Source organism: Sphingomonas sp. CFBP 13720 (assembly GCF_014842075.1).
Lineage (GTDB): Bacteria > Pseudomonadota > Alphaproteobacteria > Sphingomonadales > Sphingomonadaceae > Sphingomonas.
The window spans coordinates 53,120-67,448 of the sequence record NZ_JACYVA010000010.1 but is presented as its reverse complement, the minus strand read 5'-3'; the positions used below and the strand labels follow the sequence as shown (position 1 = coordinate 67,448).

The window sequence follows — 14,329 nt, the reverse complement described above, 5'->3', positions numbered from 1 at the left end:
AACAGGGTGAGGGTGGCGGTCGTGCAGGTGGCCGCCGCCGTCGCGCTGAATGTCGATCCGTCCTAGAACCGTCGCCACAATGCGCCGGCCGCCCAGCCGAACCCGATCGACAATATCACCGCTACGAGTCCGTACAGGATCGATGCGTCCTCCGCCGCCATCGCTACGAAGCGCTCGAACCCGGATTTGCGGATATCGATTTCCCGTACCGCCGCGGCCAGCACCCGTCCGTCGCGGATCAGGAAGGTTTCGGCAGTGAAGCGGCCGACCGGCACACGCGCGGGAATCGTGATCGCTGCGCGATACAGTACGTCGTCGGTGATCTCGACCGCTGCCGGCGACTCGCGATACAGTCCGGCCCGGCGGCGCAAATCTACAAATCCCTGCCCGAACCGGGCCTGCTCGCGCGCCGATGTTCCTGCGGCGGGTGACAGTTGCAGGCTGTCCAGCCCCAGTTCGTAGATCGCGCGCGTGCGGTCGTCGACGATCCGATCCACCGGACGCGACGATGCGATCGCGTAGAAGGACGGCGCCGATCGATAGCGCATGCGGTCGGCATTGACCCAGATGCCGGCGACCTTCTCCTTTTCGCGCACCACGATCGATTCAGGCGGTCCCCGGACGACCACGACGATATCCGCCGGCCGATCGCCCTGTGGCACGCGTCCGCCGGGATATAGGATCGTGCCGAACAACAGCAGTTCCGCGCCAGTGAAGCTATATGCGATGCGGATGTCGCGGCTCGACACATCGGGAACCAGCACCGGCGCGGCCGCCCCCATCGCCAACGGTGCGAGGCAGGCGATGGCCAGCGCGCGCTTCATGCCGGCTGTACCGTATAGATATCATCGGGTCGCCACCCCAGGCCCAAAGCCATGCGGAACGCCACCGCCAGCACGATGATCGCCAGCGCCAGCCGCAGATATTCGGGCTTGGCCCGCTGCGCGAACCGCGCGCCGATCTGTGCGCCAGTCACCGATCCGATCAGCAGCAGCACCGCCAGCACGATATCCACCGCCTTGGTGGTGAGCGCATGCACCATCGTCGCGGCGGCGGTGACGAACAGGATTTGGAACAGCGAGGTGCCCACCACGACGCGTGTCCCCATACCTAGCAGGAACAGCATCGCCGGCACGAGGATGAATCCGCCGCCGACCCCCAGCAGCACGGTCAGGATGCCCGTTGCGAACCCCAGCAGCAATGGCGCCAATGGCGAGATATACAGCCCCGACGCATAGAACCGCCAGCGTAGCGGCAGCGCCGCGACGAGTGGATGGTGCCGCCGTCGTGCCGGTCGCGGCGGGATGGCACCGCGCAGTACGCGCACCGCGCCGATCGCCTCGCGCAGCATCAGGCTGCCGATCGATCCCAGCATCACGACGTACAGGATGCCGATCACGGTATCGATCTGTCCGCTCGATTGCAGCAGCCGGAACACGAACGCCCCGGCGATCGATCCCAGCACCCCGCCCGCGACCAGGACGCCGCCCATGCGGAAATCCACGCCGCCGCGCCGCAGATGCGCGAACACGCCGGATACGCTGGCACCCGTGACCTGGCTGGCCGCCGATGCCGCCGCGACGGTGGGCGGAATGCCATAGAAGATCAGCAGTGGCGTGGTCAGGAACCCGCCGCCGACCCCGAACATGCCCGACAGGAACCCTACCCCGCCGCCCAGCAGCACGATGACCAGCGCATTGACCGACAGGTTGGCGATGGGAAGGTAAAGGTCCATGACCAGACACGATTACCGCGTTCGGGCGGGTGCGACCAGATCGCGCGTCAAAAGTCGCTGCCCAGCGTGACTGCCGGTCCCGATCCGGGGTCGGCATTGCCCGCGATGCGTTGCCGCCAGTCGATTGCCAGCCGGACGGATTTGCCACCGACCGGCACCGCGACCACGGCGGTCGGACCGATATCGAGCCGCCCTGCCCCGCGCTGCGCGCCACCCCATGCGCCCACACCGATCCGCAAGGCGGCACGTGGGGTTGCCCCCACCTGTCGCAACCCCCGTACCGCGCCGTCGGCATAGGGTTCGATCCGCTCCCGCACGACCGCGCCCGTCTGCCCATAGGCTTCGAGCGCGAAGCCGACCGAGGCATCGCCCCGGTCCAATCCGGCGACCACGCCGACCCCGGTGCCGCCGTGCCCGCCGTCCAGTGCGACCCGCTGCTCGGCGATCAGCGTGACCGGCGCATCGAACGGTCGCCATTCGATCCCCGCCGCCGCTTCCCGACCCGTCCCGGCCAGCGGCGTGGACAGCCGTGCCGTCAGTGCGAGGCGTTCGCCATGGGTGACCGGGACACGCACGCGGGCGCCGGCCTGTCCGCCGCCCAACTGCACCGGCCCGCCCGTTGCCGCACCGGGTCGCGCCAGTGCCCATATGCCGAACGACACCATCGTCCGTACCCTTCCGTCCGGCCAAGTCGGGAGTTCGATTGGTCCATTACCGGGCGAGGCCGGCGGGGCAGGGTGCAGCGGGTCGGTCGTTGGATATCCCTGCGGCGGTCCCGACGTAGGAACGACCAGTGCCACCATTCCTGTCCGTTGAGCGGAATACGGATGCAGCGCGACCGTCGCGAGGCCGGTGGGCACCCGTGCCAATGCACGGGCAGGGGCGGGTAGCGTGACGGACGTGGCCGGGCCAAAGACCGGGCCCGGGTGCAACGCCACACGAACGACCGCTCCCGATGGACCGTCCCCCGCATTGCCCGCCGGGTGCCGGACGGGCGGATCGGGGGCGTCCGGCCATAGCAGCGCGGCCCGCATGCCGATCCATCCGCCCAGCACCAACGCCAGAAAACGCAGCGGCCGCCCGCCGCGCATCACGCGGCGGGTAGATCGACGGTTGCGGGGAAATGATGGGCGGTCTTGTCCCATCGCACCACCCCGCCGCGTAGCAGCGTGATGTACCGGCCAAGCGCCCGGCGTGCCGCCAGCAGCGCGATCAGGTTGGCGACGAACGTACGCGGGACCGCCCGCACTGCTTCCCATGGGCCATAGCGTCGCGCGACCATCGTCGCCCGCATCGCCAGCCGCCACGCCATCAGCACCAGATTGACCGTCAGCAGCGTTTCCAGCCCTTCGGTCGCGCCCGGCAGGTCTGCGCCGCTCCGCCAGTGCGCAAGCAGCGAGAGGCTCCATGCGACCAGCGCAAGATACGCGACCGCCAGCACCGGAATGGCAAGGATCGCACGACGATCGCGCATCCGCATCCACAGGTCGCCAATGCCGCTGGCGCGGTGCCAGCCCGTCCGGTCCCATCCGGCCAGTGCGATGCCCGTCATCCAGCGCGCCTTTTGACGCACCGCCGCGTCCAGCGTCGCGGGGAAATAGGCGCGTACGGCGACCGGTGCGCCGCTCGTCTTGTCCTTCGCATCAACGAACACGCCCCGGCCGCCCAGTGCACGGACGGTCAGGCCCAACTCGTCGTCCTCGGTAAGGCTCGTTTCGTCAAACGGCAGCCCACCGCGTGCGCCGGCGATCCGCATCAGCATCGTTACCGAAATCGCACAGCCTACGCCCGCCAGCGGCAACCCCGCGCCCAATGAACCGCGTACCGGCAGATGCCGGCCATGCGCCTCCGCGAACTCATCGATATAATGACCCGATATCCAGCGCGACGCGGGGTCGGCGAGCGGAAGTACCGGTATCTGCACCGCATCGAAGCGGTCGAGCAGCCGATCGTACAGCCGCAGTTCGCATGGATGGACCACGTCCTCGGCATCATGGAGCACGACGCCCTTGAACGCGCGGCCCTCGGTGACGCTGTCGCGTACCGCGGCCATCCATAGCGTGTTGAGGCAATCAGCCTTGGTCGTGGGCCCCGGATGGTCGTTCAGCACTAGCCGGACCCGCGAGTCCTGTGCCGCCACCACCGCAATGGCGTTGATCGTGGCACGGTCGTTGGGGTAGGCCCCGGCGTATAGCTGCCAGTCCGGATGATCGAACCGTGCCAGCGTCGCACGTAGCATCGCGCCGATCACGGCGGCCTCGTCCCACGCGGGAACGAACACCGCCATTCGTCCCGTGCACCGGTCGATCGGGAAATCGCGGCATATCGGTCGTCGCCTGCCGCGTAGCTGATCACGCAGCGCGCGTATCCAGAAGGCCGCATCAACGATCGCGTCGTCGATGCCGCCTATCAGGAACCCGATCGCGGCGAACAATATCGCTTCGCGTGCGATAGCATCGATCCACACGACTGCGATCGCCAACATGCCGCCCCCTGCCGATGCCCCGCAATCGATTTACAAAGTCAGATAGGCGGTCGGCAAGTCCGTTTCGCAAGCGCAACGGTATAATTATTAAGCTCGGATGAACCGTATCGGGACCAATGCGTTTGCTGCAACGGTCCTTAATCCCCCTTTCGGGACTGGTGCTCGCGCACCGGCCGCGCCGAGTGTTTTCCGGCGCGGCCGAACCGCGTCAGCGGTAGAAGCCGCGAATCACATCGATCACCCGACCACGCCGCTGATCGATCAGCAACACATCGTCATAATGGCGCACCCAGCGCTGATAGCCACGCGCGGGGGGCAGGCGATAGCGGCCCGGATCGGCGATCCAGTAACGCTGCGCATAATAGGGTCGTCCGATCGCGACACCGGGCCGGAACGACTGATAGCGGAATGGCGCGTTCCAGTTGCCGCGCGCATAGACGCTGCGGTTGCGATCGCGATTGCTGCGCCAGTCGTTGCGGCCCCATTGGCGATCGCGTCGGTCCTCGCGATATTCGCGCTGCGCACGTTGCAGGTCGCGGCGTTCGTCGCGAATGTCGCGCCGGTCGCCACTGCGCAACGCCTGCCGGTATTCGCGGCGTTCCTCGCGGATGTCCTGTCGGTCGCGGCGCAATTCGTGGCGTGATTGCGCCAGTGCGGGTTGGGCGACGGCGGAAAGCGATACCGTCGCGGCAAGTGCTGCCAGAATGATTCTACGCATCGTAAACCTCCTGTCCTTCGATCAAGATGGAGGCAGGAATAGGGTCACCGGGCTGAACGATCCGGGAACGCGTTGGTAAGCTTACAGAAAGCCTAGAGCGTCAGTTGGGCCGCTGCGACGGGCCGGCACCGGGTGCACCGACGGTGCCGATATTGCCGAACAGGTCGCTAAAGAAGTTCGATTCACGGCCTAGCGTCGGCGTCTTCTTATCCGACGGGTTGATCGATGCGACCTGGTCCACGCCGGTCCGGTCGATGGCGGTCACGTTCCCCGCCGGATCGAACGTGACCCGCAACGTCGTCTGGCTGGCGGCGCGCGGCCGGTTGAACGCGTAATTGCGGCTGTCGCGCGACAGATAGAACCATTCGCGGTCGGAAAACTGGCCGGTGAAGGTCGGCGTGCCCAGCGTCTGCAACACCGACTGGCGCGTATCGACGCCCGGCTGCACCGCGTTCACCAGATCGGGATCGACCACATAGCCCTGATGACTTCGCAGCTTGGTACAGCCAGGCAGGGCGGCCGCGGTCAGCGCGATCAGCAGCACCGTGGCGCTGCGGGTGGGGAACCGAACCATAACTTCTCCGTCCTGCGAACGCGCAACCGGGCCGCGCCCGATTGCATCGCGCGGCCTGTCGCTCAATATGACGGACCCGCGCCATCCACAAGCGCGCCCTTTGCGTCCCGGAGTATCATGCGCCTCGCCAATCTGTTCCGCCGCGAACCGCCGCCCCGTCCCGCCGCCGCGCTCTATGCCGCCGTGGTCGAACGCGCGCGCGCCCCGCACTGGTATATCGACGGGCGCGTGCCCGACACGATCGATGGCCGGTTCGACATGATCGCGGCGGTGCTGTCGATCGCGATGCTGAGGCTGGAGGCCGAACGGGCGGGCGCCGCACCCGCCGCGTCGCTGGCCGAGTGCTTCGTCGACGACATGGACGGGCAGCTTCGTCAGATCGGGTTCGGCGACATGGTCGTGGGCAAGCATATCGGGCGGATGATGGCGATGCTGGGCGGGCGGATCGGCGCATATCGCGACGGGCTGGCGGACGACGGCCTTGCCGCCGCGCTGGTTCGCAACCTGTATCGCGGCGAAGACCCCGGTCTTGCCGCGACGGCGCATGTCGAGCATCGGCTGCGCGACCTTCGCACCGCGCTCGACGCCGTGCCCATCGACCGAATCGTTGCCGGAGAGCTTCCCCGATGAACCCCGAATTCCACCGTCCGCTGCGCATCGATCAACTGGGCGAGGGCGAATTGCGCCAGCAGGTCGCGGCGGATGCCGACGAACGGCGGCGGTTGATGGGCCGGTTCGGGCTGCTCGCGCTCGATTCGCTCAACGCCGACTATGCGCTGCGCCGCGATGCGGCCGGTATCGTCGCGACCGGACGGCTGACTGCACAGGTCGCGCAGGCGTGCGTCGCCAGTGGTCAGCCGGTGCCGGAGTCGGTCGACGAACCCTTCACGTTGCGGTTCCTGCCCGAAGGCACGATCGAAAGCGACGAATTCGAACTGTCGAGCGATGCGATGGACACGATGTTCTATCAGGGGCAGTCGATCGATCTTGGCGAGGCAGCGGCCGAAACGCTCGCACTCGCGCTCGATCCCTATCCTCGTTCGCCCGACGCCGAAACCGCGCTGCGCGAGGCGGGCGTCATCAAGGAGGACGAGGTCACGCCGCTGTCGGCGCTGGGTGCGCTCAAGGATCTGTTGAAGAAGTAGCGCAGGTGCGCGGGGAACAGGGGGCAGGGCGCTCGCCGCGGATCGCGTTGGCGATGCTGTTGCTCGTCTACAGCTTCAATTTCCTTGACCGTCAGATACTGGCGATCCTCGCGCAACCGGTGAAGGCCGATCTAGGCCTGAGCGACGGGCAACTGGGGATGCTGGGCGGTCTGGCGTTCGCCGCGCTCTATTCGACGCTGGCGATCCCGCTTGCGCTGGTCGCGGACCGGACCAGCCGGACCTGGGTCATCACGATCAGCCTTGGCGTCTGGAGCGCCTTTACCGCGCTGTGCGGACTGGCGCAGAATTTCACGCAGATGTTCCTGTTCCGGCTGGGTGTCGGCGTGGGGGAGGCAGGGGGAGTTGCGCCATCCTACGCGGTGATCGCCGAGCTGTTCGCACCCCGGCACCGGGCGCGGGCGCTGGCGGTCTATTCGCTCGGCATCCCGTTGGGCGCAGCGGCGGGGATGCTGCTCGGCGGCTATATCGCGCAGGCGGTGGAATGGCGCACTGCGTTCTTCGTGGTCGGGCTGGCCGGCGTCGCATTGGCACCGCTGTTCCGGTGGATCGTCGCCGAACCGCCGCGCGGCACCTGTCCCGACACCCTTCCGGTGGGCCGCGTGTTCGCGGTGCTGGCGGGCAAGCCCGCCTTCTGGCTGCTGGCGTTCGGCGCGGCGGCGGGATCGATGTGCGGCTATGGCGTCGCCTTCTGGCTGCCGAGCCTGATGATGCGCAGCTTCGGCCTTACGCTGGTCCAGACCGGGCAGTTCCTTGCGGCGCTGCTGCTGACCGGTGGCGTCGCGGGCATCCTGTTGGGCGGGTGGCTGGGCGACCGAATGGGCGCGCGCGACCGGCGCTGGTACGCGCTCGTCCCCGCCATCGCCTATGTCGCGGGGACGCCGCTGTTCATCGCGGGCGTGCTGTCCGATCGCTGGCCGGTGGCGTTCGCGCTGTTCGTCGTGCCGCAGGCGCTGGTCTATATGTGGCTGGGGCCGGTGCTGACCGCCGTCCAGCATCTGGTGCCGCCACACATGCGCGCGACCGCATCGGCCAGCTTCCTGCTCATCAACAACCTGATCGGTCTGGGGCTGGGAAGCTGGGCGATCGGATATTTGTCGGACGCGCTGGCCCCGGCGTCTGGCGCCGATGCGCTACGCCATGCGATTGCGGCGGGGCTGTGCCTGTATCTGGTCGCCGGCACGTTGATGGCGCTAGCCAGCCGGCGGCTGGCGCACGACTGGGTTGCGTAGGCGCGGTTAGCGCTCGCGCGTCGCGGCGAACGTGACCTTTGCATAGCGGTCGGCGATATAGCCGACCTCCCACGCGCTTTTCGCGAGGAACACCGGATTGCCGTCGCGATCCTTCGCCATCGCGGTGCGATGCAGGTCGGTAAATGCCTTCAGGTCGGTCGCATCGCCTGCCGACACCCATCGCGCGGTTTCGAACGGTGCCATTTCCAGCCCCGCCGCGACCTTGTATTCCGCATCCAGCCGCGACAGCAGCACTTCGAGCTGCAATTGCCCGACCACGCCGATGATCCAGTTCGATCCGATTTCGGGATAGAAGACTTGCGTCACGCCCTCTTCGGCCATGTCGTCCAGCGCCTTGCGCAACTGTTTGGTCTTGGTCGGGTCTTTCAGCACGACGCGCCGCAGGATTTCGGGCGCGAAATTGGGCAGTCCGGTGAACCGGATATCCGCCCGTTCGGACAGGGTGTCGCCGACGCGCAGCGTCCCGTGATTGGGGATGCCGATGATATCGCCCGGAAACGCCTCGTCCGCCAGTTCGCGTTCGCGGGCGAAGAACAGGATCGGCGAGTGGATCGCGATCGGCTTGCCGTGCCCCGTCGGGGTCAGCTTCATGCCGCGTTTGAATACGCCCGAACACAGCCGCATGAACGCGATGCGATCGCGGTGGTTGGGGTCCATGTTCGCCTGCACCTTGAAGATGAAGCCGGTAACTTCATCATGGCCCGGCGCGACCGGGGCGGGTTCCGCCGGCTGCGGGCGGGGCGGGGGGGCATGGCGCGCGATCGCGTCGATCAGCGAATCGACGCCGAACTCTTTTAGCGCTGACCCGAAATACACCGGGGTCAGGTCACCTGCGCGATACCGGTCGCCGTCGAACGGGGCATAGCCGCCCATCGCCAGCTCGGCCTCCTCGCGCAGCCGCTCCGCACCCTCCGCCGACAGCACGGCGTCGATGCGATCGTCGTCCAGTCCGCTGAACTGTTCGATTTTGCCCTGAAAATCCTTGGTGCCGGCCTCGGGCTGGAGCAGCCGGTTGTCGACCAGATCGAAAATGCCCTCGAACTGTCCGCCCATGCCCGCCGGCCATGTCATCGGACATACGTCGAGCTGCAGCATGTCCGCGACCTCGTCGAGCAGCGCGAACGGATCGCGGCCCTCGCGATCGACCTTGTTGACGAAGGTGATGATCGGCACCGATCGCAACCGGCACACTTCGAACAGCTTGCGCGTCTGCGGTTCGATCCCCTTCGCGGCGTCGATCACCATCACCGCCGAATCGACGGCGGTCAGCGTGCGATAGGTGTCTTCGCTGAAATCTTCATGCCCCGGCGTGTCGAGCAGGTTGAACGTCAGTCCGTTGCGTTCGAACGTCATCACCGACGACGTGACCGAAATGCCGCGCTGCTGTTCGATCTTCATCCAGTCCGACCGCGCCCGCCGCGCCGCGCCGCGTGCCTTGACCTCACCCGCCAGATGGATCGCACCGCCGAACAGCAACAGCTTTTCGGTCAGCGTGGTCTTGCCGGCGTCGGGGTGGGAAATGATCGCGAAGGTGCGGCGATCGGATATCTGGGTCATCGCCGCGCTGTAGGCGGGGCAGGAGGTTCTCGCAATCGTCAAGGACGTTCCGGTCCGTGACGTGGCCCGTACCGTCCCTGCCAGCGGCGGGTCGGGGCTATGTCTCCAGCGTCACCGACATCGCAAATCGCCGCGATTCGCCCGGCGCGATCCGATGGATGCCCGGTTTGTCAAAGATATCCCCGGCAAACCCCTCCGGGTCGGCGATCCCGGCCCATGGTTCGATACACACGAACCGCGCACCGGGCTTGCTCCAGATGCCCAGCTTGGGCAGGCCGGGATAGTCGACCCGCAATTGTGGGCCGTCCGGCGCACCATATCGGACCGACCGGCTGACGACCGGATCCCATACCAACGCGTCGTGCGCGAACAATGCGTCGGTGAGCGGCAGGGTACGTCCGTCGAGCGGGCTGAGCCGCCCCTGCGCCGCGATGGTGCCGTTCGCGGCTATCGTGGCGATATTGTCGCATTCGACGTCCTCGAAAACGATCGCATGCGCCGCACGGTCGCGGCCATAGGGCAACGGCCACGCATAGGCCGGATGGAAACCGACGCCGGCAGGCAGGTCGCCGGTTCCGCGATTCGAGACGGTCACGCTGGTCGTCAACGTCGCGTGGCCCAGCCGATGTTCCACGTGAAGCACGAACGCGAACGGATAGACCGCGCGCGTTTCGGCATCGTCGGTCAGTTCGAACGTTACCGAAGCGTCGTCTTGCGCAACCTTCTCGAAGGTCCGCCGGCGGGCGAAGCCATGTTGCGGCAGGCGATAGGTCGCACCGCCGACGCGGTACGCGTCGTCCTGCAACCGTCCCACGATCGGGAACAGAATCGGTGCGTGCCCGGTCCAGAACGCCGGATCGGCGTCGGTCATCAGTTCGCGACCATCGGCATCCATCAGCGACACCAGTTCGGCCCCAAGCGGTGCGATCCGTGCGGTCAGTCGCGCGTTGCGAAGCTCGATCATCCGCGCAGGCTCGCGCCCAGCTTTGCCGCCGCCGCCACGACCTTGTCCGACACCGCCTTTAGTTCGGCATCGGTGAAGCTCTTGGCGGTCGGTTGCAGCGTGATTTCGACCGCAAGGCTGCGGTAGCCGGGTTCGACCCCGGTGCCGGTGAACACGTCGAACAGCCGCGCATCGACGATCGCCGCCTTGTCCGCCCCGCGCACCGCCCGCACCAGCTGGTCCCCCGGCACCGTATCGGCGACCATGAACGCGAAGTCGCGCGTCACCGCCTGCAAGGCCGGCGGGGCGAAGGCAGGCCGCATGAACCCGCTGCCCCGCTTGGCCGGCAGCGCGTCGACATAGAGTTCGGCGGCAACGGTGGTCGCGGGCAGGTCGAACGCCTTGGCGATCGTCGGGTGCAGCGTACCGAAGCTGGCCAGCACCGTCTTCGGCCCCAGCCGCAGCGTCGCCGACTGGCCCGGATGGAACACGTCGCCCGCGCCGTCCATCACCTGAAGATTGGCGACCGGTGCACCGACCGCTTCGAGCAGCGCCAGCAATTCGCCCTTCGCATCGAACGCGTCGAAGCCCTGCGCCCGGCCGCTGCGCCAGTGGCGCGTGCTGCGATCACCGGCCAGCACGATGCCCAGCGTCGCCCGCTCGCCCTCGGCCAGATAGCGCCGCCCGATCTCGAACAGCCGCACGCTGGACTGACCGCGCTTCAGGTTGCGCGCGGCGGCACTCAGCAATCCGGGCAACAATGACGGACGCATCACGCGCATGTCGCTGGCGATCGGGTTCACCACCTCCCACGCGCCGCCGCCGAACGGTGCGGCCTCGTCCTCGGCGATGAAGCTCCACGTGATCGCCTCCGCCAGTCCGCGTGCGGCCGCCGCGCGGCGCAGGCGACGCTCCAGCTTCTGTTCGGGCGTCGCGGTCGGTCGCGCCACGCCGGCCGGACGGGCGAGCGGCGTCGAGGGCACGTTGTCCAGCCCTTCGATACGGATCACTTCCTCGACCAGATCGGCGGTGCCGTCGATGTCGCGCCGCCATGTCGGGACGGTCACCCGCCAGTCGTCGCCGACCATGAAGCCCAGCCGTTCCAGAATATCGCGCTGGCGTTCCACCGGAACGTCCAGCCCGCCCAGCGTCGCTGCCCGTGCGGGATCATAGGCGATGCTGCGCTGTTCGACCGGCGCTGCCCCGGCGCGCGTCACGCTGCCGGCGGTGCCGCCGCACAGGTCGAGGACATAGCGCGCGGCGATGGCAAGGCCGTCGTCGAGGAATGCAGGATCGACGCCGCGTTCGAACCGCTGACGCGCATCGCTGGTCAACGCCAGTTTCTGGCCGGTCCGCGCGATCGCTTCGGGGGTGAAATAGGCGCATTCGATCAGCACGTCGGTCGTCGCTTCCGACACGCCCGAATGCTCGCCACCCATGATGCCGCCGATATCGTGGACCGCCGACGCATCGGCGATCACCGTCTCTCCGCCATCCAGCGTATAGGTCTTACCGTTCAGCGCGACGACCTGTTCGCCCGCCGTCGCGCGGCGCGCGACCAGACCGCCGTCGAGCGTCGCCATGTCATAGACGTGCAGCGGACGACCAAGGTCGAACATCACGTAATTGGTGATGTCGACCAGCGTCGAGATCGGCTTCTGCCCGATCGCGGTCAGCCGCCGCCGCATCCATTCGGGCGATTCGCCATTGGTCAGCCCGCGCACCGCCTGCGCATGGAACGCCGGACAGCCGGCCGCATCCTCGATCCGAACGTCGGGACCGGCACCCTCGCCCACGACCGGCGACGCGGCGAGCGGGCGGAGCGTACCCAGACCGGCGGCCGCCAGATCGCGCGCGATCCCGCGCACGCCCATGCAATCCTGTCGGTTGGGCGTGATCGCGACATCGATCACCGGATCGTCCAGCCCCGCATAGGCGGGGAAGGGGGTGCCGACCGGCGCGTCGTCGGGCAGTTCGATGATGCCGTCGTGATCCTCGCCCAGTTCCAACTCGCGCGTCGAACACATCATGCCGTTCGATTCGACGCCGCGGATCGCCGCGACCTTCAGCACCATGCCGTTGGCCGGCACTACCGCGCCAGGCATGCCGAACACGCCGACCAGCCCGGCGCGGGCATTCGGCGCGCCGCACACGACCTGCAACGGGCCGTCGCCCGCATCGACCGACAGCACCTGCAGCTTGTCCGCCTGCGGATGACGCTCAGCGCTTAGCACCCGCGCGATGCGGAACGCGGCGAGCTTGTCGCCCGGATTTTCCACGCCTTCGACCTCCAAGCCGATCCGCGTCAGCCCTTCGACGATCGCGTTCAGTGCGGCGTCGGTGTCCAGATGGTCGTACAGCCATGACAGGGTGAACTTCATGCGCCGACTCCTCCCGACAGCGTGGGTACGTCGAGCGCGGCGAACCCGTAATGTTTCAGCCAGCGCAGATCGCCGTCGAAGAACGGACGCAGATCGTCCATCCCGTATTTCAGCATCGCCAGCCGGTCGACACCGGTGCCGAATGCGAAACCCTGCCACTCATCGGGGTCCAGCCCGCACGCGGCAATGACCTTTGGATGCACCATGCCGCTGCCCAGCACTTCCATCCAGCCGCCATTGCCCTTGGCCGGATCGCCGCCGACGACGCGCCGCCCCTTTTCAAGCGTATAGCCGACATCGACTTCTGCCGACGGTTCGGTGAACGGGAAATAGCTGGGGCGCAGCCGCAGGACGATGTCGTCACGTTCGAAATAGGCTTTCAGGAACGTTTCCAGCGTCCATTTCAGATGCCCCATATGGATACCGCGATCGATCACCAGTCCTTCGATCTGGTGGAACATCGGGGTGTGGGTGGCATCCGAATCGGAACGATAGACCCGTCCGGGCGCGATGATCCGGATCGGCGGCTTTTGCGCCATCATCGTGCGAATCTGGACCGGCGAGGTGTGGGTTCGGAGCANCCGCCCGACGGCGACGGGCTTTGCCCGGCGGGGGCCGAGGCAGGGCCGCCGGTGGCAAAGCCACCGTCGTCGGACGCTGCCGGGGCAGCGCCGGCAGCGCTTGCGGTTTCCTCGCCCTGCGGGCTTCGGCGCTGCGCGTAGAACGTGTCGTGCATCGCGCGGGCCGGGTGCGTTTCGGGAATGTTGAGCGCGGTGAAATTATGCCAGTCGTCCTCGATCTCCGGCCCGGTCGCGACGGCGAAGCCCAGATCGGCGAAAATTTCCGCCAGTTCGTCCAGCACCTGCGACACCGGATGCACGCCGCCAGACAGGACGGGGTCGGCGGGCAGGGTCAGGTCGACGCGTTCCGACGCCAGCTTCGCGGCCAGCACGCGCGCCTCCAGATCGGCCTTGCGCGTCCCGATCGCGTCCGACACCGCTTCGCGCAACGCATGGATGCGCGGAGCCACCGTCTGCCGCTCGTCGGGCGACAGGCCGCCCAGCGTCTTGAGCAGGCCGGTGACGGCACCTTGCTTGCCCAGCGCATGGACACGCACCGCCTCCAGCGCATCGATGCCCGAAGATGCATCGATGGCGGCGAGCAGATCGGCGCGCAATTGGTCGAGATCGGGGGTCACATCGGCTCCAGGACGTCAGGTATGCTGGTCGCTGTATTGCGTATGCGACGCGAAGCCTAGCCCCGAGGCGACGTCGGACCAGTGGGAAGTGACTGGCACGACCAACGTGATTTGCTGTTGCGACGCCAATCCTTGATCTGCTTTTCGCAGCGGAAAGGCGGGGGTAGCGAAGCGTTCGGTGAGGGCGGCGCGGTTCCGATGAGTGCGCCGGACGCCACTGCCAGAGCGTGTCATGGTGCAGGTTCGCCAACGCGTAGGCGCAGGGTTCGCGAAGAGCGCGGATCCGCCCGGTCCATCATGCGACTTCGCCGGAATGACGAGC

Annotated in this window: 12 protein-coding genes and 2 pseudogenes; 3 read left to right on the top strand and 11 right to left on the bottom strand. The window is 67.3% G+C overall.

Annotation, left to right across the window (positions count from 1 at the left end; translation table 11 throughout):
- Window positions 1-62: 62 nt before the first annotated feature.
- From IFT55_RS15970 to IFT55_RS15945, 6 genes are all read right to left on the bottom strand, one after another.
- Window positions 63-824: a TIGR02186 family protein gene (locus IFT55_RS15970; RefSeq protein WP_192093346.1), complete on the bottom strand. Its 762-nt coding sequence runs from the start codon at window positions 822-824 to the stop codon at window positions 63-65.
- The gene (locus IFT55_RS15965; RefSeq protein ID WP_192093345.1) at window positions 821-1,735 is read right to left on the bottom strand and encodes a sulfite exporter TauE/SafE family protein; all 915 of its coding nucleotides are present in this window, start codon (window positions 1,733-1,735) and stop codon (window positions 821-823) included. Before IFT55_RS15965 ends, IFT55_RS15970 begins: the two co-directional genes overlap by 4 nt.
- Before the next feature lie 47 nt (window positions 1,736-1,782).
- Complete coding sequence (locus tag IFT55_RS15960; protein ID WP_192093344.1) at window positions 1,783-2,400, bottom strand: hypothetical protein; 618 nt, start codon at window positions 2,398-2,400, stop codon at window positions 1,783-1,785.
- Window positions 2,401-2,825: 425 nt separating this feature from the next.
- Window positions 2,826-4,220 (bottom strand): glycosyl transferase family protein, encoded by a 1,395-nt coding sequence (locus IFT55_RS15955; RefSeq protein WP_192093343.1) that lies wholly within the window; start codon window positions 4,218-4,220, stop codon window positions 2,826-2,828.
- 208 nt (window positions 4,221-4,428) lie between these two features.
- Complete coding sequence (locus IFT55_RS15950; protein ID WP_192093342.1) at window positions 4,429-4,938, bottom strand: RcnB family protein; 510 nt, start codon at window positions 4,936-4,938, stop codon at window positions 4,429-4,431.
- Window positions 4,939-5,038: 100 nt separating this feature from the next.
- On the bottom strand, window positions 5,039-5,512 hold the full coding sequence (locus IFT55_RS15945; protein ID WP_192093341.1) for an outer membrane protein assembly factor BamE: 474 nt from the start codon (window positions 5,510-5,512) through the stop codon (window positions 5,039-5,041).
- A gap of 117 nt (window positions 5,513-5,629) precedes the next feature.
- On the opposite strand from IFT55_RS15945, the gene IFT55_RS15940 reads away from it, so the two are divergent.
- The 3 genes from IFT55_RS15940 to IFT55_RS15930 are packed head-to-tail and all read left to right on the top strand — an operon-like array spanning window position 5,630 to window position 7,907.
- Window positions 5,630-6,142, top strand: a complete 513-nt coding sequence (locus IFT55_RS15940) for a ubiquinol-cytochrome C chaperone family protein (RefSeq protein ID WP_192093340.1) — start codon at window positions 5,630-5,632, stop codon at window positions 6,140-6,142.
- Entirely contained in the window at window positions 6,139-6,657 is a 519-nt protein-coding gene (locus IFT55_RS15935; protein ID WP_192093339.1) for a YceD family protein, read from the top strand. The genes IFT55_RS15940 and IFT55_RS15935 overlap by 4 nt, the downstream gene beginning before the upstream one ends.
- A gap of 53 nt (window positions 6,658-6,710) precedes the next feature.
- Window positions 6,711-7,907, top strand: a complete 1,197-nt coding sequence (locus IFT55_RS15930) for a spinster family MFS transporter (RefSeq protein WP_192093351.1) — start codon at window positions 6,711-6,713, stop codon at window positions 7,905-7,907.
- A gap of 6 nt (window positions 7,908-7,913) precedes the next feature.
- Here the strand turns inward: IFT55_RS15930 and IFT55_RS15925 are convergent, their stop codons facing one another.
- The 5 genes and pseudogenes from IFT55_RS15925 to IFT55_RS17255 form a co-directional block, all read right to left on the bottom strand.
- On the bottom strand, window positions 7,914-9,485 hold the full coding sequence (locus tag IFT55_RS15925; RefSeq protein WP_192093338.1) for a peptide chain release factor 3: 1,572 nt from the start codon (window positions 9,483-9,485) through the stop codon (window positions 7,914-7,916).
- Between the two features lie 97 nt (window positions 9,486-9,582).
- The gene (locus IFT55_RS15920) at window positions 9,583-10,449 is read right to left on the bottom strand and encodes an aldose 1-epimerase family protein (RefSeq protein ID WP_192093337.1); all 867 of its coding nucleotides are present in this window, start codon (window positions 10,447-10,449) and stop codon (window positions 9,583-9,585) included.
- Window positions 10,446-12,809 carry a phenylalanine--tRNA ligase subunit beta gene (gene pheT, locus IFT55_RS15915; RefSeq protein WP_192093336.1) on the bottom strand — a complete coding sequence of 788 codons (2,364 nt, stop codon included), beginning with the start codon at window positions 12,807-12,809 and terminating at the stop codon, window positions 10,446-10,448. Before pheT ends, IFT55_RS15920 begins: the two co-directional genes overlap by 4 nt.
- Window positions 12,806-13,389, bottom strand: a pseudogene (locus IFT55_RS17260) (tRNA ligase subunit PheS family protein); the annotation flags it as partial. The gene pheT and the pseudogene IFT55_RS17260, both read right to left, overlap by 4 nt.
- A gap of 1 nt (window position 13,390) precedes the next feature.
- Window positions 13,391-13,986 (bottom strand): annotated as a pseudogene (locus IFT55_RS17255) (tRNA ligase subunit PheS family protein); the annotation flags it as partial.
- Window positions 13,987-14,329: the final 343 nt, after the last annotated feature.

Coding starts and splice junctions, on each gene's coding strand:
- IFT55_RS15970 (WP_192093346.1), bottom strand. CDS start 824: ATGAAGCGCGCGCTGGCCATCGCCTGCCTCGCACCGTTGGCGATGGGG.
- IFT55_RS15965 (WP_192093345.1), bottom strand. CDS start 1,735: ATGGACCTTTACCTTCCCATCGCCAACCTGTCGGTCAATGCGCTGGTC.
- IFT55_RS15960 (WP_192093344.1), bottom strand. CDS start 2,400: ATGGTGTCGTTCGGCATATGGGCACTGGCGCGACCCGGTGCGGCAACG.
- IFT55_RS15955 (WP_192093343.1), bottom strand. CDS start 4,220: ATGTTGGCGATCGCAGTCGTGTGGATCGATGCTATCGCACGCGAAGCG.
- IFT55_RS15950 (WP_192093342.1), bottom strand. CDS start 4,938: ATGCGTAGAATCATTCTGGCAGCACTTGCCGCGACGGTATCGCTTTCC.
- IFT55_RS15945 (WP_192093341.1), bottom strand. CDS start 5,512: ATGGTTCGGTTCCCCACCCGCAGCGCCACGGTGCTGCTGATCGCGCTG.
- IFT55_RS15940 (WP_192093340.1), top strand. CDS start 5,630: ATGCGCCTCGCCAATCTGTTCCGCCGCGAACCGCCGCCCCGTCCCGCC.
- IFT55_RS15935 (WP_192093339.1), top strand. CDS start 6,139: ATGAACCCCGAATTCCACCGTCCGCTGCGCATCGATCAACTGGGCGAG.
- IFT55_RS15930 (WP_192093351.1), top strand. CDS start 6,711: ATGCTGTTGCTCGTCTACAGCTTCAATTTCCTTGACCGTCAGATACTG.
- IFT55_RS15925 (WP_192093338.1), bottom strand. CDS start 9,485: ATGACCCAGATATCCGATCGCCGCACCTTCGCGATCATTTCCCACCCC.
- IFT55_RS15920 (WP_192093337.1), bottom strand. CDS start 10,449: ATGATCGAGCTTCGCAACGCGCGACTGACCGCACGGATCGCACCGCTT.
- pheT (WP_192093336.1), bottom strand. CDS start 12,809: ATGAAGTTCACCCTGTCATGGCTGTACGACCATCTGGACACCGACGCC.